This window comes from Xanthomonas sp. PPL134, assembly GCF_040595915.1.
In the GTDB taxonomy this organism is placed as follows: domain Bacteria; phylum Pseudomonadota; class Gammaproteobacteria; order Xanthomonadales; family Xanthomonadaceae; genus Xanthomonas_A; species Xanthomonas_A indica.
Genome location: NZ_JAMDLL010000004.1, coordinates 184,204 through 203,266 on the forward strand (window position 1 = coordinate 184,204; position 19,063 = coordinate 203,266).

General features: G+C 69.4%; 15 protein-coding genes. 11 read left to right on the forward strand and 4 right to left on the reverse strand.

All coding sequences use genetic code 11. The annotated features are described in order from the left end of the window. The first annotated feature begins 45 nt into the window (after window positions 1-45). From M3U25_RS10680 to M3U25_RS10695, 4 genes are all read left to right on the forward strand, one after another. Window positions 46-1,437 carry an NAD-dependent succinate-semialdehyde dehydrogenase gene (locus M3U25_RS10680; protein WP_242160875.1) on the forward strand — a complete coding sequence of 464 codons (1,392 nt, stop codon included), beginning with the start codon at window positions 46-48 and terminating at the stop codon, window positions 1,435-1,437. Window positions 1,438-1,634: 197 nt separating this feature from the next. Next, window positions 1,635-2,768, forward strand: coding sequence for a lytic murein transglycosylase B (mltB, locus tag M3U25_RS10685; RefSeq protein ID WP_355498933.1), 1,134 nt, complete (start codon window positions 1,635-1,637; stop codon window positions 2,766-2,768). Next, complete coding sequence (locus M3U25_RS10690; protein WP_355498930.1) at window positions 2,765-4,234, forward strand: septal ring lytic transglycosylase RlpA family protein; 1,470 nt, start codon at window positions 2,765-2,767, stop codon at window positions 4,232-4,234. Before mltB ends, M3U25_RS10690 begins: the two co-directional genes overlap by 4 nt. Window positions 4,235-4,384: 150 nt before the next feature. After that, entirely contained in the window at window positions 4,385-5,596 is a 1,212-nt protein-coding gene (locus M3U25_RS10695; RefSeq protein WP_048491032.1) for a D-alanyl-D-alanine carboxypeptidase family protein, read from the forward strand. Window positions 5,597-5,816: 220 nt separating this feature from the next. On the opposite strand, the gene M3U25_RS10700 is transcribed toward M3U25_RS10695, so the two are convergent. Then, window positions 5,817-6,872, reverse strand: coding sequence for a lipid A deacylase LpxR family protein (locus M3U25_RS10700; RefSeq protein ID WP_355498927.1), 1,056 nt, complete (start codon window positions 6,870-6,872; stop codon window positions 5,817-5,819). A gap of 338 nt (window positions 6,873-7,210) precedes the next feature. Here M3U25_RS10700 and M3U25_RS10705 point away from each other — a divergent pair, with 338 nt between their 5' ends. The 4 genes from M3U25_RS10705 (at window position 7,211) to M3U25_RS10720 (ending at window position 11,623) form a co-directional block, all read left to right on the forward strand. Continuing rightward, window positions 7,211-7,489 (forward strand): YbeD family protein, encoded by a 279-nt coding sequence (locus M3U25_RS10705; RefSeq protein WP_160945443.1) that lies wholly within the window; start codon window positions 7,211-7,213, stop codon window positions 7,487-7,489. After that, window positions 7,477-8,184 carry a lipoyl(octanoyl) transferase LipB gene (gene lipB / locus M3U25_RS10710; protein WP_242160879.1) on the forward strand — a complete coding sequence of 236 codons (708 nt, stop codon included), beginning with the start codon at window positions 7,477-7,479 and terminating at the stop codon, window positions 8,182-8,184. Before M3U25_RS10705 ends, lipB begins: the two co-directional genes overlap by 13 nt. Before the next feature lie 22 nt (window positions 8,185-8,206). Further along, window positions 8,207-9,217 carry a lipoyl synthase gene (gene lipA, locus M3U25_RS10715; protein WP_242081998.1) on the forward strand — a complete coding sequence of 337 codons (1,011 nt, stop codon included), beginning with the start codon at window positions 8,207-8,209 and terminating at the stop codon, window positions 9,215-9,217. A 228-nt stretch (window positions 9,218-9,445) separates the two neighbouring features. Next, entirely contained in the window at window positions 9,446-11,623 is a 2,178-nt protein-coding gene (locus tag M3U25_RS10720) for a carboxy terminal-processing peptidase (protein WP_355498922.1), read from the forward strand. Window positions 11,624-11,963: 340 nt separating this feature from the next. Here M3U25_RS10720 and M3U25_RS10725 read toward each other — a convergent pair whose 3' ends face one another. Beyond that, window positions 11,964-12,707, reverse strand: a complete 744-nt coding sequence (locus tag M3U25_RS10725) for a sulfite exporter TauE/SafE family protein (protein ID WP_355498919.1) — start codon at window positions 12,705-12,707, stop codon at window positions 11,964-11,966. Between the two features lie 86 nt (window positions 12,708-12,793). Here M3U25_RS10725 and M3U25_RS10730 point away from each other — a divergent pair, with 86 nt between their 5' ends. Then, complete coding sequence (locus M3U25_RS10730; protein ID WP_355498916.1) at window positions 12,794-13,693, forward strand: LysR substrate-binding domain-containing protein; 900 nt, start codon at window positions 12,794-12,796, stop codon at window positions 13,691-13,693. Between the two features lie 572 nt (window positions 13,694-14,265). On the opposite strand, the gene M3U25_RS10735 is transcribed toward M3U25_RS10730, so the two are convergent. Next, window positions 14,266-15,147, reverse strand: coding sequence for an endonuclease/exonuclease/phosphatase family protein (locus M3U25_RS10735; RefSeq protein ID WP_355498913.1), 882 nt, complete (start codon window positions 15,145-15,147; stop codon window positions 14,266-14,268). Window positions 15,148-15,233: 86 nt separating this feature from the next. Continuing rightward, on the reverse strand, window positions 15,234-16,232 hold the full coding sequence (locus M3U25_RS10740; protein WP_355498910.1) for a glycosyl hydrolase 53 family protein: 999 nt from the start codon (window positions 16,230-16,232) through the stop codon (window positions 15,234-15,236). A 285-nt stretch (window positions 16,233-16,517) separates the two neighbouring features. Between M3U25_RS10740 and M3U25_RS10745 the strand changes: the two genes are divergently transcribed. Both M3U25_RS10745 and M3U25_RS10750 read left to right on the forward strand, forming a co-directional pair. After that, the gene (locus tag M3U25_RS10745) at window positions 16,518-17,573 is read left to right on the forward strand and encodes a bifunctional nicotinamide-nucleotide adenylyltransferase/Nudix hydroxylase (RefSeq protein WP_010343124.1); all 1,056 of its coding nucleotides are present in this window, start codon (window positions 16,518-16,520) and stop codon (window positions 17,571-17,573) included. Between the two features lie 60 nt (window positions 17,574-17,633). Then, window positions 17,634-19,058: a nicotinate phosphoribosyltransferase gene (locus M3U25_RS10750; RefSeq protein ID WP_355498906.1), complete on the forward strand. Its 1,425-nt coding sequence runs from the start codon at window positions 17,634-17,636 to the stop codon at window positions 19,056-19,058. Window positions 19,059-19,063: the final 5 nt, after the last annotated feature.

A 19,063-nucleotide genomic window follows, 5' to 3' on the forward strand; every position in this document is an offset into this window, starting at 1 on the left:
GCGCGAGGCGTCCGGCGCTTTCCGACCTTCCACGAGGACACCACCATGACCTATGCCACCCGCAATCCCTATACCGGCGAATTGCTCGCCACCTTCCCGGAGGCCACCGATGCGCAGGTGCTGGCCGCGATCGATGCCGCCGACGCCGCGTTCCAGCAATGGAAGCAGGCCCCGTTCGCCGAACGCGCCAGGGTGATGCATGTCGCGGCGCGGCTGCTGCGCGCCAACACCCGCGAGTACGCATGCCTGCTGACCCTGGAAATGGGCAAGCTGATCGGCGAGGCCGAAGCCGAGGTGCGGCTGTCGGCGGACATCTTCGAGTACTACGCGGTCAACGCCGAGCGCTTGCTGGCGCCGGAGCATCTGCCGGTGGCCGATCCGGCCGAGGGCAGGGCGATGGTGGTGCACGAGCCGCTGGGCGTGCTGCTGGCGATCGAACCGTGGAATTTCCCGTACTACCAGATCGCGCGCATCATCGCCCCGCAACTGTCGGCCGGCAACACCGTGTTGCTCAAGCACGCCTCCAACGTGCCGCAGTGCGCGGCCAAGTTCGAGGCGCTGATGGCCGAAGCCGGGTTGCCGGCCGGGGCCTTCGCCAATCTCTACGCCACCCGCGGCCAGGTGGAGACCATCCTCAACGATCCGCGCGTGCACGGCGTGGCGCTCACGGGGTCGGAAGGTGCCGGCGCCATCGTCGCGGCCCAGGCGGCCAAGGCGCTGAAGAAGTCGACCATGGAACTGGGCGGTGCCGACGCCTTCGTGGTGCTGGACGATGCGCCGCTGGAGAAGACGGTGAAGTGGGCGGTGTTCGGCCGCCACTGGAACGGCGGCCAGGTCTGCGTGTCGTCCAAGCGCATGATCGTGGTGCAAGAGGTGTACGCGGAATTCCTGCGCCGCTACACCGACGGCGTGGCGGCGCTGAAGGCCGGCGATCCGATGGATCCGGCCACCACCCTGGCGCCACTGTCGTCGCAAGGCGCTGCCGACGAGCTGAAGCGGCAGATCGCCGAGGCGGTCAGGCATGGCGCCACCGCGACCGAGGTCGGGCCGCCGGTGCCGGTGCATGGCGCGTTCGTGCAGCCAACCCTCCTCACCGACGTCGCCCCGGACAACCCAGCCTACCACCAGGAGTTCTTCGGCCCGGTGTCGATGCTGTTCCGCGCCCGGGACGAGGACGACGCGGTACGCATCGCCAACGATTCGCCGTTCGGCCTGGGCGGCTCGGTGTTCACCGGCGACGAGGCGCGCGGCGTGGCGGTGGCTAGGCGCATCTCCACCGGCATGGTGTTCGTCAACCATCCGACCATGGTCAAGGCCGACCTGCCGTTCGGCGGCGTGCGCCGTTCCGGCTACGGGCGCGAACTGATCGGGCTGGGCATCAAGGAATTCGTCAATCACAAGCTGATCGACGTGGTCGACATCGACGCGCCGTTCTGAGTGGGTCGCTACGCGTGGGCCAGGCCGTCGGGGGCAACCCCGGCGGCTTTTTTGTGCCGTCGCCACGCCGGAGGCCGGGGTGCGCACCCGGTGCATGCCGTCAGGTCATGCTGCAGGCGCACTTGACCTGCGGCAAAGTTCTTTTGTTTCATGGCGTTATTGGTAGAAATTCATCTTAAATCTGGTAGTCTGCCGGCATGATCCGACGCTCGCTGATTTGCCTGCTCACGCTTGGCCTGGTCGCATGCGCGACCCAGCCCAAGGCGCCGCCTTCGCCGCCGCAGGCCAGTGCGCCGCCGCCGGCGCCACGCCCGGCACCGCCGGTCGAAGCCGCACCCGAAGCGGTGCAGGCGCCGCCGGTGGACCTGACCCCGGTGCCGTTCGAGGTCGCCCGCGCCAACTTCGTCCGCGACACCGCGGCCAAGTACTGCATCGATCCGGCGCAGATCGAGGCGACCCTGGCGCAGGCGCAGTTCAAGGATGCGATCGTCGCGGCGATGTCGCGCCCGGCCGAGCGGGTCAAGCCGTGGAGCGAGTACCGGCCGATGTTCATCAGCCAGGCGCGCATCGACGGCGGCCGCGCGTTCCTGGCCACGCACCGCGACGAACTGCAGCGGGTGCAGGCGCGCACCGGCGTGCCGGCCGAGACCATCGTCGCGATCATCGGCGTGGAGACCAGCTACGGCAAGAACGCCGGTTCCTACCGCGTGCTGGACGCGCTGTACACGCTGGCGTTCCGCTATCCGCGCAGCGGCGATCCGGCCAAGCTCGAGCGCGAGGTGCGCCGCGAGCTGTTCTTCCGCGATGAGCTGGGCCAGCTGTTCGCGCTGGCGCGCGAGGAGAACCTGGACATCACCACGCTGATCGGCAGCTATGCCGGCGCGATGGGCCTGGGCCAGTTCATGCCCTCCAGCTACCGCCAGTTCGCGGTGGACGGCGATGGCGACGGCAAGCGCAACCTGTTCACCGACTACGACGACGCGTTCTCGTCCATCGCCAACTACTTCGTCAAGAAGGGCGGCTGGGTGCGCGACGGGCTGGTCGCGGTGCCGGCCACGCTGCGGCCCGGTGCCGAGGAATTCAATCCGACCGACTGGACGCCGACTTACACCCTGGCCGACCTGGCCGCGCGCGGCTACACGCCGAACGTGCCGGTGCCGGCTGGCGCCACCGCCACCCCGATCGCGCTCGACGGCAGCGCCGGCAAGCAGTACTGGCTGGGCTTCCAGAACTACTACGCGATCACCCGCTACAACAATTCCAAGATGTACGCGATGGCCGTGTACCAACTGTCCCAGGCCATCGCCGGCAAGGAGTTACCACCGGCATGAACCCGAACGCGCTGCTCCGGATCGCTCCCGTCGTCGCTGTGCTGGCGCTGGCCGCCTGCAGCAGTGCCCCGAAGAAGACCGCCGGCGGCGCCGGGCCAGGCATCCGGGTCGAGGGCAAGGGCCCGGCGCACGTCGCCACCGGCTGCCCCTCGACCTCGCCCTACGCGCCGGCCAAGGAAGACCCGTCCAAGCGCGGCAACTACACCGCCGGCGGCCTGTACGCGCCCGGCGTGCGCGACACCACCCCGGACTACGTGCCCAACGTTGCCTGCATCCCCGAGCCGCTGGTCACCGACGAGCCGCGGTCGGCGATCGGCAACCGCTCCCCGTACATGGTGCTGGGCCGCGAGTACGTGGTCATCGACGATCCGCACAGCTACGTCGAGCGCGGCACCGCCTCGTACTACGGCAGCAAGTTCCATGGCCGGCTGACCTCCAACCGCGAGGTCTACGACATGTACGCGTTCACCGCCGCGCACAAGACTCTGCCGTTGCCCAGCTTCGCCCTGGTCACCAACCTGGACAACGGCGAATCGGTGGTGGTGCGGGTCAACGACCGCGGCCCGTTCCACGACGACCGGCTGATCGACCTGAGCTACGCGGCCGCGGTCAAGCTCGGCATCACCGGCAAGGGCACCGGCCGCGTGGAAGTGCGCGGACTGACCCCGGCCGACAACGGCGACCTGCTGGCGCGGCGCCGCACCGGCCGTGCGCCGGCGACGCTGCTGGCCAGCGCGCGCAGCGATACCGTCACGCGCGATCCCGCCGCGGTGCGGCGCGCGGCGCAGATGGACGATTTGGTGAAGACCCTGCCGGCGAAGTCGGCCGGCGCCACGGTGGCCGCTGCCACGACCGCGCCGGCGCGCGCCGTCCCGGCCGCGGTCGCCGCGCCCACCGCGGCGGCGGCCACGGCCGCGGCGCTGCCGGAAGGCGAGCGTTGGCGCTATCGCGTCCAGGACGCGCCGGGCCGGGTCGGCGATGCCGACCGCTTCGACGCCTGGATGAAGTCGCGCGGCGTGCGCGTGGCCACCGGCAAGCCGGGCACGCCCGCCCCCAGCGTGGCCGCGGCGAACACCCCGGTGCGCGGCTCCCGCGGCGCCGCGACCGCCACGCCCACTGCCGCGCCTGCGGCCGTCGTGGCCGCGCCGAGCGTTGCGGTGGCGACGCCGGCAACGCCGCCCAGGACGGTTGCCACTGTCGCACCGCGTCCCGAGGCCGACAGCGCGCGCGGGCCGCTCGGCATCCTGCTGCAGGTGGCCAGCTTCGCCAGCCGCGAGAACGCCAACCGCGCGCTGTCGCAGCTGGCCTCGGCCGGCATCGTCGGCGCCAGCGTCAGCGATATCGTCTCCGGTGGCCGGACCCTGTGGCGGCTGCGGGTGGCCGCCGAGGACCATGGCCGCGCCACGGAACTGGCCGCGCGCATCGCCGGCCTGGGCTTCGGCCGGCCGCAGATCGTCAAGGATTGAGGCGTCGCGGCCGCGGCTGCGGGCGTGCGGCCATGCCGATGGCTTAACGCCGGGTCGTGGCGGCAGCGCGTGTGCGTCTGCCCGGGCGCCGGCTCGGCCTACAATGTCGCGTTTTCCATCGGCCTTCGGGCCCGCCAGGAGTCGTTTTAGATGAAATTCCGCTTCGCCGTCGCTGCCGTGGCCACGTTCGCCGTCGGCCTGGTTTCCGCGCAGACGCCCGGTCCGGTTCCCGCGCCGCCGGCCGCCGCTGCCGCCGCTCCGGCCACCGTGGCGATCCCGCCCGCGCCGAAGCCGGCCGTCTCCAAGTCCTGGGTGCTGATGGATTACGCCACCGGCCAGGTGCTGGCCGGCGAGAACGAACACGAACGCGTGGCCCCGGCCAGCATCACCAAGGTGATGACCTCGTACGTGATCGCGGCCGAACTGAAGCTGGGCAAGATCACCCGCGACGACCAGGTCATGCTCAGCGAGCGCGCCTGGCGTGAGGGCGGCGCCGGCACCGACGGCAGCTACAGCGGCTTCCCGGTCAACAAGACCGCGCGCCTGGAAGACATGGAAAAGGGCATGGCGATCCAGTCCGGCAACGACGCGGCGATCGCGCTGGCCGAACATACCGCCGGCAGCGAGGAAGCCTTCGCGTCGCTGATGAACGAGTACGCGAAGAAGATCGGCATGACCGGTTCGCACTTCGTCAACGCCCACGGCCTGTCGGCCGAAGGCCACTACACCACCGCCTACGATCTGGCGCTGCTGGGCCGGGCGATGGTGCGCGACTACCCGGAAACCTACGCGTACAACAAGATCAAGGAATTCCGCGTCGGCGACATCACCCAGCCGAACCGCAACCTGCTGCTGTGGCGCGACCCCAGCGTGGACGGCATCAAGACCGGCCACACCTCCGAAGCCGGCTACTGCCTGCTCAGCTCGGCCAAGCGCGGCGACCAGCGCCTGATCGCGGTGGTGATGGGCGACAGCTCCGAGAAGCAGCGCGCCGAGGACAGCCTGGCGCTGCTGAACTGGGGCTTCCGCTTCTTCGAGACCCACAGCCTGTACGAGCCGGGCAAGCAGGTCGCGCAGCAGCGCGTGTGGAAGGGCACCGAGAAGCAGGTGCTGCTGGGCGTGGCGCAGCCGCTGCTGGTCAGCGTGCCGCGCGGCCGCTACAACGAACTGAAGCCTTCGATCGAAGTGCCCAAGACCCTGGAGGCCCCGATCAAGCAGGGCCAGGCGATCGGCATGGTCAAGGTGACCCTGGACGGCAAGGTGGTGGCGCAGGCCCCGCTGGTGGCGCTGAAGGCGGTCGACGAGGCCGGCTTCTTCAAGCGTCTGTGGGACAGCTTCTGGATGTGGTGGGAATCGGAGTAAGTCTCTCGCGAAAAAAGCCGGCTGACGCCGGCTTTTTTCTTGGGGATTGGGGATTCGGGATTGGTGGCAACAGCGCGTGCGTGCCGCCTCTCGCTCTTCGTAGGAGCGGCTTCAGCCGCGACGCCTTACCGATAAAGCGTCGCGGCTGAAGCCGCTCCTACGGCACTGCGCGCTCGCGAAGACCTTCGAATCCCTAATCCCGACTCCCAAATCCCGGCGGCTAAAGCCGCCTGCTCACCGTAAAACTCCCAAACACCGGCGTCTGCCGCTGCAGGTCGAACTCGCGGGTGCGCCAGTAGCGGGCGAGCGCGAACTTCCATTTGCCGCGCATCACCGCCAGGCCGATGCCGGCGTCGCCGACGAAGGGGCGCTTCTTCACGCTGTGGCTGTCGCGGAAGGTGTTGCCGTCCAGGGTGATGTCGCGCAGCACCCAGCGGCCGTCGCTGGTCACGAACAGGTGCGCCGACCAGCCGCTGCCGACGCTGCTGGCCGGCGGAGCGACGTTTTCGCCGGCAGGGCGCAGCGGCGAACTGCCGAAATCGTCGGGCAGCTTCCAACCCAGGCGCAATTCCATGCCGGCATTGGCGTGGGTATCCAGCGTGCCGAGCGCGCCGCCCCAGTGGCTGATCGCGTCCCAGCCCCAGCCGTCGCGGCTGCCGTCGCCGGACCAGCGGCGCAGGCGTTCGTGCAGCACGCGGAATACCGGTTCGTCGTGCAACTGGTTGTCCCAGCCCTGGAACTTGGCGTCGCCCAGTAACTCATGCACCGCATCCTGCACCTGCTTGCCCTGCGCCGACGGGCCGATCAGGCCCAGGGTGAGTTGCGTGGTGCGCAGGCGCTCGTCGTTGCGCGCGTTGTAGCCGATGTTCATCAGCAACAGGCCGGCGTAGGGACGGTCGTTCTCGATCAGGTCGCGGCGGGTCTTGTCGGTGGGGGTGAACAGCGCCTGGCCGATCGCGAAGGTCATGTTGCGCTGGGTGAAGTCGCTGTTCGGCTGCAACCATGTCAGCGCGCGGTTCACCGTCCGCGCCAGCCGGGGCAGGCAGGGGTCGTCGGTGTAGTCGCGCAGATTCGGCGAGACCAGGATCAGGCCGAACCCGTTGGTATAGCCCTGGTCCTGGCCGGCGCCGCCGAACAGGTCGTTGTCGACGCGGAAGTTCACCGTGGGCGCGGTCGCTTCCAGGGTGTCGCGTGGGCATTGCGTGGTGGCGGCCGCGGGCGCGGCGATGAGGGCGAGGGCAACAGCCAGCGGAAGGAGCGGGCGCGATGACGACATGAATGCGTCTCTGTTCGGAAGAGGGAGGATGGCGCCGCCCGCCGGCCGCCGGTGGCGGGGGGTGAACAGCAGGGACCATGAACGCAGCCCGTGCGACAAGGATAGGTGTATGCGCGTCGGCGGACAAATTCGTCCGCTTGGGTTTGTCCGTCCCATTTGCCCGCTTGCCGTGTGAAGGCGGCAGTGGGACGTGGGGAGCAAGAAGCCAATGCCCCTGCGCGCAGGGCGCGACAGCGCCTGGCCCGCCGGCGCGCCTCGGACGCGCCGGCGCCAAGGGCTGCTTCGCTGCCCACCGGCGCGGCCTTGGGTTTGCCCGGCGCCGGCCCGATAATGCGGGCATGGACATCACTTCCGACAACCCCGATCACGGTTTCCAGTTCCCCGGCGTGTTCGAACTCAGCGCCATGGGCACCGCCAACACCGGCCTGGAGGCCGAACTGCCGCGCCTGCTCGTCGCCGCCGGCGTGGAGGTGATGGAAGAGCGCATCAGCTGGAAGCATTCGTCCAACGGCAAGTACGTGTCGGTCCGCATCGCCTTCCGCGCGGTCGACCGCGCCCAGTACGACGCCGCGCACCAGGCGCTGCGCGAACACCCGGAAGTGAAGTGGACGCTGTAGCCGAGGACGCGCCACTGGCGCCGGCACCGACGCTGCCGCCGTGCCGGGTGCGCCAGCTCGGCCGCCAGCCCTACGAGCCGGTGTGGCGGGCGATGCAGCGCTTCACCGACGCGCGCGACGAGGCCACGCCCGACGAACTGTGGGTGGTCGAACACGACCCGGTGTTCACCCTCGGCCAGGCCGGCAAGCCGGAACACGTGCTGGCGCCCGGCGACATTCCGGTGCTGCAGGTCGATCGCGGCGGCCAGGTCACCTACCACGGCCCCGGCCAGTTGGTGGTGTACCCGCTGCTGGACCTGCGCCGGCTGCACATCGGCGTGCGCGACTACGTGTGCCGGATCGAGCAGGCGATCATCGACACCCTCGACGAATGGAACATCCTCGGCCAGCGCCGCGACGGCGCGCCGGGCGTCTATGTCGGCGGTGCCAAGGTCGCCGCGCTCGGCATCCGCGTGCGCCGCGGATGCACCTTCCACGGCCTGTCGTTCAACGTGGCGATGGACCTGGAGCCGTTCCACCGGATCAATCCCTGCGGCTACCAGGGCCTGCAGGTGACCGCGGTGCTAGACTTGGGCGGTCCCTCCGGCATGCAGGCGGTCACTCCGGTCCTGCTGGCCCAACTGGCGCGCCAGTTCGGGCTGACCCTGCAGCCGCTCGACGCCTTGCCCGACCTCTCGCTCACGCACGCGGCCTGACCGCCTGCCCGCCGACCACGCCATGACCCAGCCCAGCGCACGCTCCATTCCCTTGCAGGTCCTTTCCGGCGACAGCGCGTCCGCGCCGCTGCAGACCGGCGTCAAGCAGTTGGGCGGCGACAAGATCGCGCGCTCGCCGGTGCAGTTCGCCGACGCGCCGGTGCTGCGCAAACCGTCGTGGATCCGCGTACGCATTCCTTCCGGCAATGCGGTGCAGAACCTCAAGGCCAAGCTGCGCGAGAACCGCCTGGTCACCGTCTGCGAAGAGGCCAGCTGCCCGAACATCCACGAGTGCTTCGGCCACGGCACCGCCACCTTCATGATCCTGGGCGAGGTCTGCACCCGGCGCTGCTCGTTCTGCGATGTCGCCCACGGCCGGCCCAAGCCGCCGGATGCCGGCGAGCCGGCCAGCCTGGCGCAGACCGTGGCCGACATGGGCCTGAAATACGTGGTGGTGACCAGCGTCGACCGCGACGACCTGCGCGACGGCGGCGCCCAGCATTTCGCCGACTGCATCGGCGCGATCCGCGTGGCCGCGCCGACCACCCGCATCGAGATCCTGACCCCGGACTTCCGCGGCAAGGGTCGCATGGACCGCGCGCTGGAAATCCTGGCGACCAACCCGCCGGATGTGTTCAACCACAACATCGAGACGGTGCCGGACCTGTATCCCAACGTGCGTCCGGGCGCCGACTACCAGTGGTCGCTGACCCTGCTGAAGAAGTTCAAGGCGCAGCACCCGGCCATCGCCACCAAGTCCGGCATCATGCTCGGCCTCGGCGAGACGCTGGAGCAAGTGCAGGCGACCCTGCGCGACCTGCGCGCGCACGACGTGGACATGGTCACCATCGGCCAGTACCTGCAGCCGACCGCCCATCACCATCCGGTGATGCGCTACTGGACCCCGGACGAGTACAAGGCGCTGGAGGAATACGGCAACGCGCTGGGCTTCAGCCACGTCGCCTCCGGCCCGATGGTGCGGTCCTCCTACCACGCCGATCGCCAGGCGGCCGGCGCTGGCGTCGCTGCCTGAGCCGCATCCGCGCGATCTTGCGCCGCGCGTCCTGTCGCGCCGGCGCTGCGCGTTCGTCGCCGCAGCACCGCCGTCGGCACGGCTCGCACCGGCAGCGTTCACACTTCTGCGCAGGCCGGCCGCTAGTCTGCTTCATGAACAGGTGACACGGCCTGCAACTTGCGTCACTGTCGTGTTGTCTCACGCGATGTGCTGCCCCCCTGACGGCCTGGTGCCGAGAGTCCCCAGATGAAATTCAAAGCTTCCGCCTTCCTGCTGGCGTTTGCGCTGACCGCACCGCTGGCGCTGTTCGCCCGGACCGATGCGCCCGCACTGCCGGCCGCTGCCACCGCCGACCAGGCCACCACCGCCAAGCTGGTGTACGGCCTGCTGTCCGACAGCCGCTACGCCTACCGGCCGCGCGCCCTCGACGAGGCGACCTCCAAGGAGGTCTTCAAGAAGTACCTGGAGACCCTCGACGGCAGCAAGCAGTTCTTCACCCAGGCCGACGTCGACAAGTTCGCCAGCTTCCAGAACAACCTCGGCGCCAACATCGCCTCCGGCCAGCTGGAACCGGCGTTCCAGATCTTCGCCGTGTACCGGCAGCGGGTGGACGAGCGCATCGCTTACGCGCGCAAGCTGCTCAAGCAGGACTTCAACTTCGACGGTGACGAGAAGTTCGAGTACGACCGCAAGAACGCGCCGTGGGCGAAGGACGACCAGGAGCTGGATGCGCTGTGGCGCAAGTCGGTGATGAACGACTGGCTGCGGCTCAAGCTCGCCGGCAAGAAGCCGGAAGACATCCGCAAGACCCTGGACAAGCGCTACGCCAACCTCGACGACTCGGTGAAGGAACTGAAGAGCGAGGACGTGTTCCAGTTCTTCATGAACGCCTACACCAACACGGTCGATCCGCACACCGACTACTTCACCCCGCGTACCGCCGAGAACTTCAACCAGCAGATGTCGCTGTCGCTGGAAGGCATCGGTGCGCAGCTGCAGAAGCAGGACGACCTGGTGGTGATCCGCGAGGTGATCCCGGGCGGTCCGGCGGCGCTGGACGGCACGCTCAAGCCGGGCGACCGCATCGTCGGCGTCGGCCAGGGCAAGAGTGGCCCGGTCGAGGACGTGATCGGCTGGCGCATCGACGACGTCGTCGCCAAGATCCGCGGCGACAAGGACACCCAGGTGCGCCTGGAGTACATCCCGGCCGAGGCCGGCGTGGACGGCAAGCACCGCCAGGTGCTGCTGACCCGGCAGAAGGTGCGCCTGGCCGAACAGGCCGCCAAGGGCGAGACCATCGAATTGCCGGCGAAGGACGGCGAGCCGGCGCGGCGCATCGGCGTGATCAAGCTGCCGGCGTTCTACCAGGACTTCGAAGGCCGCCGCCGCAACGCCAAGGACTATGCCTCGGCGACTCGCGACGTGGCCAAGCTGCTGGCCGGGTTCAAGACCGACAAGGTCGACGGCGTGGTGCTGGACCTGCGTAACAACGGCGGCGGTTCGCTGGATGAGGCGATCGAACTGACCGGCCTGTTCATCGAGCAGGGCCCGGTGGTGCAGGTGCGCGAATCCGGCGGCCGCGTCACCGTCAACAGCGACCAGAACCCGGCCGTGGCCTGGGACGGCCCGATGGCGGTGCTGATCAACCGCGGCTCGGCCTCGGCGTCGGAGATCTTCGCCGGCGCCATCCAGGATTACGGCCGCGGCCTGATCATCGGCGAGACCAGCTTCGGCAAGGGCACGGTGCAGAACATCGTCGACCTGGACCGCTGGCCGGCCAACGAGACCGACCGCTTCGGCCAGGTCAAGCTGACCATCGCCCAGTTCTTCCGCGTCAGCGGTAGCAGCACCCAGCACAAGGGCGTGGTGCCGGACATCGCCTTCCCGGCCAGCGTCGATGCCACCGAGTTCGGCGAAAGCACCTACGACAACGCGCTGCCGTGGAGCCGCATCGCCGCGGTGCCGCACACCCAGTACGGCAATTTCGCGCCGCTGCTGCCCAAGCTGGAGGCGCTGCACACCACGCGCATCGCCAACGACAAGGAGTTCCAGTGGTGGGAAGAGGACGTGCGCCAGTTCCGCACCGAGGCGGCGAAGAAGTATGTGGTGCTCAACGAGGCCGAGCGCCGCGCCGAGCGTGAGAAGCAGGACGCGCAGCGCAAGCAGCGCCAGGAGATCCGCAAGCAGCTCGGCCTGCCGCTGGATCCGCTCGCCGACGACAGCAGCGATGACGGCCTGACCGGCAACGAGCGCGACATCGTCAAGGATGCCGCACGCGAGAAGCTGGTCGACAAGCGTCCGGACCCGCTGCTGCGCGAATCGGCGTCGATCCTGAGCGATGCGGTCAACCTGCTGGAGAAGGACCGTCCGCTGTCGGTGCAGGTGCTGCCGCAGTCCACCGGCCCGGGGCGCTGGGCCGACTGAGTCCGCACGCCACCGTCGCGCGAACACGAACGCGCCATCGCTCAGCGGTGGCGCGTTTTTTGTTGCAGGTTCGGGTTGCAGATCCCGATCTGCGCCATCGTCGTGCGCTGACCGATCGTTCAAGCACGGTGTCGGTGTCGGTGTCGGTGCGTGCGGAGGAACCGGCGGGCTGCGCGGCTCGGCAGGCCACGGCTTGGTGATCGGCACGCATCGCGGATGCGGCGTTTGGTCCGCCGCGTTTTGCCGTGTTGTGTCGTAGGAGCGGCTTCAGCCGCGACAGGGCTTCTCGGGGATGCCGGGTCGTCCTACGGCTGAGCGGTGCTGCGGCGAAATCGCATCTTCAGCCCAGCGCCTGCCACAGCTGATGCACGCCCAGCCCCAGCAGGGTCAGGAAGAACACACGGCGGAACGCGCTGGCGGAAATGCGCTCGCGCAGCCGAGCGCCCAGCCACATGCCGGTCGCGGTGGGCAGTAGCGCCAGCAACGAGGGGCCCAGTGCCTGCGTGGGGAAGGCGCCGTGCGCGATCAGCGCCGCGGCCAGCGCCAGGGTCGCCGCAGCGAAGCAACTGCCCAGGGCGCCCATCAGCGTCTCCCGCGGCAGGTGCAATGCCACGAGGTAGGGCAGTACCGGCAACACGAACACGCCGGTGGCGCCGGTCAGCAGACCGGTCGCCAGGCCCACCGGCGGGGCTGCCCAGCGCGCCTGCGAGGGCGACAGGCGCCCCTGCCACTGGACCAGGCCGAGCACGGCGTACAGCGCCAGCAACGCGCCCAGCCCGGCGCGCGCCAGCCGCGGGTCGGCGCCAGCGAGGATGCCGGCGCTGCACCAGGTGCCGGCGACGATGCACGCCAGCAGCGGCCACAGCCGCCGCAGCAGCGCGCCCGTGCCCGCGCCCCATGCCTGTTGCAGGTTGGTCAGCAGCGACGGCAGCGCCAGCAGTGCCGCGGCCTCGGTCGGCGTCAGCCACAGCCCGAGCAGGCCCATCGCCACCGTCGGCAGGCCCATGCCGGCCACACCCTTGACGCCGCCGGCGAGCAGGAAGACCAGGGCGATCGGCAGCAGGTGCGGTGCGAGGGTGTCCATGGGGCCCAGCATCGGCGCGCCGCGGCGGCCGGACAATGCGCGAATGCTTCAGGCAGACTTCGGCAACGACGAAGGCGGGAGTGCCGATGCATCTGGATTTCACCGATCTGCGCCTGTTCCTGGCGGTGGCCGAGGCCGGCAGCATCACCGCCGGTGCCGACCGCGCGGCGCTGTCGCTGGCCGCCGCCAGTGCGCGCATCCGCGCGCTGGAGACGCAGCTCGGGGTTGCGTTGTTCGAGCGCGGCCCGCGTGGCGTCGGCCTCACCGCGGCCGGCACCGCGTTGCTGCGGCACGCGCGGCAATTGCTGGGCCAGGCCGAGGCGATGCGCAGCGAACTGGGCGAGTACGCCGGCGGCCACCCGACCAGCGTGCGCCTGCTGGCCAATACCGCGGCGTTGTCGGAATGGTTGCCGGAGGTGCTGGCCGCGTTCCTGGTGGCGCATCCGCGCATCGATCTGGCGCTGCGCGAGCAGGGCAGCGTCGCCGCGGCCGATGCGCTGCGCGAGCAACGCGCCGATCTGGCGGTGATCGCCGACCATGCCGATCTGCAGGGCCTGCACGCGCACCCGTTCCGGCAGGACCGGTTGGTGCTGGTGGCCGCGGCCACGCACCCGCTGGCGCAGGCGCCGCAACTACGGTTCTCGGAGCTGTGGCAGGCGCAGTTCCTCGGGCTCGCCGAGGACAGTGCCCTGCAGCAACACCTGCGCACGCAGGCGGCGCGCGCCGGCGGGCAGTTGCGCCTCCGCGCGCAGGTGCACGGCATCGAACCGTTGTGCCGGATGTTGGCGCGCGGTGCCGGCGTGGCGATCCTGCCGCAGGCGGCGCTGGAGCGGGTCAGCGTGCGCGCGCACCTGGTCGCGGTGCCGCTGCAGGAGCCGTGGGCGCTGCGCCAGTTGTCGATCGTGTGGCGGCCGACACCGGCGCCATCGCCGCCGGTGCAGCAGGTGTTGGACTGGCTTTGTGCGCATGCCGCGCCGGCGGCTTGAGGATCCGTCGGCTGGCGCACGACGGACGCCTCTGACGATGCGCTTGCGTACTGGTGCAGCGAGGCATGTCAACCGGCAGGCGCGGTCCTTGTTACGCTGTTCGGGATCGCTTGCGACGGCTGTTTCCCGGGCGGCGCGTGTCGCGGCTGACGCCGCTCCTGCGGCCGCACGGCCCTCTGTCAGCGCAGCTGCTTGCTGTGGGAGGGACTTTGGTCCCGACTGCTGATGGAGCCGGATGCTTTCCGGTGCGAGATCGCGACTGAAGCACTGCGCAGATCACGCGCTTCTGCTTTGGCTGTGCCGGAGGTGTTGCCCGTCTTGCAGCGCTCGATGTGGCCTTGGCCAGCCCGCCACGCCAAGGCCTTTCACGTCATGCGTCGCGGCTGAAGCCGCTCCTGCGAGGAGCGGCACTTCGTTAGCGCACTGTCTGCCTCGCCAGGCGTGAGGTCGCCTGGTAGGAGCGGCTTCAGCCGCGACAGGCTTTACCGCTGGCGCCTCGTCGCGGCTGATACCGAACAGATGGAATCGCTCCCGCACATCGGCCTGCGGTCCATGCCGCAGGCCCACGCGCGTCAGTTCGGCCAGGCGAACGTGGCGATCACCGGGAAGTGGTCCGACGGCCAATGACCCTGCGGCCGCGCGTCGAGCGTGGCGTAGTGGGTGGCCTCCAGGCCGCGCGAGAAGATCCAGTCGATGCGCCGGTCCGGGTGGCCGGTGAAATCGTGGAAGGTCGCCTCCGGGCCCTGCGGCTGCGCTACCTGCGTGCGCGCGTCGGCCAGGCTGGCGGTGAGGGTGCGGTAGGTCGGCGAGTCCGGCACCGTGTTGAAGTCGCCGGTCAGCACCACCGGCACGTTCGCCGGCAGCGCCTTCAGCCGCGACACGATCAGCGCCGCGCCCTTGGCGCGCGCCGCTTCGTCCTCGTCGCGATAGGGCAGGTGGGTATCGAACAGGTAGAAGCGGCGGCCATCGCCGATGCGCTCGAACAGCCCCCAGTTGACCATGCGCGGCAGCGGATGGCCCCAGCTGATGCTGCCCATCACCTCCGGCGTGTCCGACAGCCAGAAGTGTCCCGACTCCACCAGCTTCAGTTTTTGGCTGTCGTAGAACACGCCCATGCGTTCGCCGTCGTCCTTGCCGTCGCGGCTGGGGCCGAACCAGCGGTACTCGGGCAATTGCGCGGCCAGGTAGTCGGCCTGGCGCTTGACCAGTTCCTGGGTGCCGAACACGTCTGGATGCTGCGTGCGGATCAGCGCGGCCATCGCACTGCGGCGCACGTCCCAGCGCTTGTCGCCGTCGGTGTCGACCGGCACGCGCACGTTGAAGCTCATGACCTTGAGCGGGGCCGGCGCGGCGGGCGGCGCCGGCTTATGTGCCTGCGCCGGCGCGATGCACACGCCCAGCACCAGCAGCAGAGGGAGCGCAAGCTTGCGCGCGGACGACAGCGACAGCGACATGGCAGATCTCGACAGGAGCGGAACGCGCGATGGTGGCACGGCGGTGGTGTCGGTGACCACCGCGCGGCGCGCCTGTCGAGCGGCGATCAGTTGAACGCCGACAGTGCCTGGGTCAGCTGCCCGTTGTTGTTGACCGCACCCATCGTGTAGCCCTGCCAGCCCGGGTAGGCGTCGGGTTCCCAATAGAACACGCCCAGGCCGCGGCTGCCGAGCGCGCGCGTCCTGGTGAGCAGATCGGCCAGCATCGCGCGGGTGGTGGCGGCCTGCTGCCAGTCCATGCCGACCTCGCTGACGATCACGTCCGAGCCGTAGCGCGCCACCATGTCCTGCATGTTGCTGGCGATCTGGGTGTTGGCGCTCTGCCAGGCATTGGGGGACGGGTAGTGCGACATGCCGACCACGTCCCACTTGCCGCCGGCCGACTTGAGGCCATCGAAGAACCAGCGGAAGGTCGCGTTGTCGTAGCCGTTGGCCAGGTGCACGACCACCTTGGCGTTGGGGTAGACCGACTTGCTGGCGTTGTAGCCGCTGTTGATGAACTGCGCGAGGTTGCCGAAGTTGGGCGTCTTGCCGTCCGGCCACAGCATGCCGCTGTTGATCTCGTTGCCCACCTGCACCCAGCTCACGTCGATGCCGTTGGACTTGAGGTAGGACAGGATGCCGTTGGTGTGCGAATACACGTCCTTCACCAGGGTGGCGAAGTCGTGGTTGCTCCAGGCCGCCGGCTTGGTCTGCTTGCCGGGGTCGGCCCAACTGTCGCTGTAGTGGAAGTCGATCATGATGCGCATGCCCTGCGCCTTGGCGCGCTTGGCCATGTTCAGCGTGTCGGCGCCGTCGTTCCAGCCGCCCTGCGGATTGACCCACACGCGCAACCGGATCGCGTTGACCCCGGTGCCCTTGAGCAGCGAGAAGAAATCGGTGGTGGCACCGGAGGCGTTGCGGAACACGCGCCCGCTGCTCTCCTGCTGGTCGATCCAACTGACATCGGCGCCCTTGGCGAAGGTCTGCGCCATGGCCGGCGCACACAGACAGGCGAGCAACAACACCAGCAGCCAGGCGGACACGCGCTTGCTCGATCGGTTCATGCGATTCTCGCAGTGATGGGAGGAGGGAAGGAGGGGCGTCGCGCGGCCCCGAACGGCGGCCGGCAGGACGCGCCGGGCGGTCCCCTTGGCCGCGGCGCGCACGAGGCTAGCGCGATCGCCTTGGCGACGCGCGCTGCACTGCAGCGTCGCCGGCGCGGCGTCCACGCGCGCTGTCTGGATGGCCGATGAATCTGCGCGGTGCGTCACTTGACGCGATGCGGCATCGGCGTAGCATTTCGCCCACGCCAAGGGACAGACCCGCGGCGATCCACCCAACCGTGAGGGATGCTCATGGAGTTCGACTATCTGGTGTTCATCGGGCGCTTCGAGCCCTTCCACAACGGCCACGCCGCCGTTGCCCGCCACGCCCTGGCGCGTGGCCAGAAACTCATCTTCCTGATCGGCTCGGCCGAGACGCCTCGTACCATCCGCAATCCGTGGACCGTTGCCGAGCGCAGCGTGATGATCCAGGCGGCGCTCGAGGGTGCGGGCGAACGCCTGATCCTGCGACCGCTGCGCGACCACCTGTACAACGAAAGCCAATGGATCGCCGCGGTGCAGTCCACGGTGGCCGAGGCGGTGCGCAGCGACGGCGGCAGCGCCGAGGCGCGGATCGGCCTGATCGGCATGGACAAGGACGCCAGCAGCTATTACCTGCGCGAATTCCCGCAGTGGCCGCTGGTCGACGTGCAGCACACCGAAACGCTGTCGGCGACCGAGTTGCGCCGTTACCTGTTCGAGGCCGGCAGCATCGATTTCCACGGCGCGCTGCTGATGCTGCGCGGCAACGTGCCGGCGCCCGTATTCGACATGCTCGAGGCGTTCCGCAAGAACTCGCCGTCGTATGCCGAACTGCTCGCCGAATACCAGTTCATCGAGCAGTACCGCGCGGCCTGGAAGGAGGCGCCGTATCCGCCGACCTTCGTCACCGCCGACGCGGTGGTGGTGCATTCCGGACACGTGCTGCTGGTGCGCCGCCGCGCGGCGCCGGGCAAGGGCCTGTGGGCGCTGCCGGGCGGCTTCGTCGGCCAGCACGAGAGCATCCTCGACGCCTGCCTGCGCGAGCTGCGCGAGGAGACCCGGCTGAAGATCCCGGTGCCGGTGCTCAAGGGTTCGCTGAAGAACCGCCACGTGTTCGACCACCCCGAGCGCAGCCTGCGCGGGCGCACCATCACTCATGCCTTCCACTTCGAGTTCGTGTTCGGCGAACTGCCCGAGGTGCGCGGCGGCGACGACGCCGACAAGGCGCGCTGGGTGCCGGTCAGCGAAGTGCTGGGCATGGGCCCGAAACTGTTCGAAGACCACCTGCACCTGCTCGAATTCTTCCTGGGCCGCGGTTGACGCGGCCTCCCGGCTGGCGGACAGACCGCCGGCTTTCCCCGACGCGAAGGAGCTTCCGTCATGCAATGCCTGAACAACCTGCTGCTCAACACCGATAGCTACAAGGCCAGCCACTGGCTGCAGTACCCGCCTGGCACCGACGCCACGTTCTTCTATGTGGAATCGCGCGGCGGCGTCTACGACCGCACCGTGTTCTTCGGCCTGCAGTCGATCCTCAAGGAGGCGCTGGGCCGCCCCGTCACCCATGCCGACATCGACGAGGCGCGCGATCTGTTCGCCGCGCACGGCGAGCCGTTCAACGAGGCCGGCTGGCGCGACATCGTCGACCGCCTCGGCGGCCAGTTGCCGATCCGTATCCGCGCCGTGCCCGAGGGCAGCGTGGTGCCGACCCACAACGCGCTGATGACCATCGAGTCCACCGACGCGCAGGCCTACTGGGTGCCGTCGTATCTGGAGACGCTGCTGCTGCGCATCTGGTACCCGGTGACGGTGGCCACGGTGAGCTGGCATGCCAAGCAGACCCTGCGCCAGTTCCTGGAGCGCACCAGCGACGATCCGGATGGGCAGTTGCCGTTCAAGCTGCACGACTTCGGCGCGCGCGGCGTGTCCAGCCTGGAATCGGCCGCGATCGGCGGCGCGGCGCACCTGGTCAACTTCCTCGGCACCGACACCGTGTCCGGGCTGTTGCTGGCGCGCGCGCACTACCACGAGCCGATGGCCGGCTATTCCATCCCCGCCGCCGAGCACAGCACCATCACCAGCTGGGGCCGCGAACGCGAGGTCGACGCCTATCGGAATATGCTCAAGCAGTTCGGCAAGCCCGGCGGCGTGGTCGCGGTGGTGTCGGACAGCTACGACATCTTCCATGCGATCCGCGAGCACTGGGGCACCACGCTGCGCGAGGAGGTGATCGCCTCCGGCGCCACCGTGGTGATCCGCCCCGACTCCGGCGATCCGGTGGCGGTGGTGCACCAGTGCCTGGAACTGCTCGACGAGGCCTTCGGCCACAGCGTCAACGGCAAGGGCTACAAGGTGCTCAACCACGTGCGGGTGATCCAGGGCGACGGAGTCAACCCGACCAGCATCCGCGCGATCCTGGAGCGCATCACCAGCGCCGGCTACGCCACCGACAACCTGGCCTTCGGCATGGGCGGCGCCTTGCTGCAGCGGCTCGACCGCGACACCCAGAAGTTCGCGTTGAAGTGCTCGGCCGCGCGCGTCGAAGGCCGCTGGATCGATGTCTACAAGGATCCGGTCACCGACAAGGGCAAGCTCAGCAAGCGCGGCCGCATGCGCCTGCTGCGGCACCGCGAGTACGGCAGCTATCGCACCGAGCCGGTGCCGCCAGACGCGGTGTCGGCCGAAGCGGTCGCCGGCCCGGCCGGCTACGACGATGCGATGGTCACCGTGTGGGAGAACGGCCGCCTGCTGCACGACTGGACCTTCGCCGAGGTACGCGAGCGCGCGAACGCCGCGCGCCTGTAGGAGGC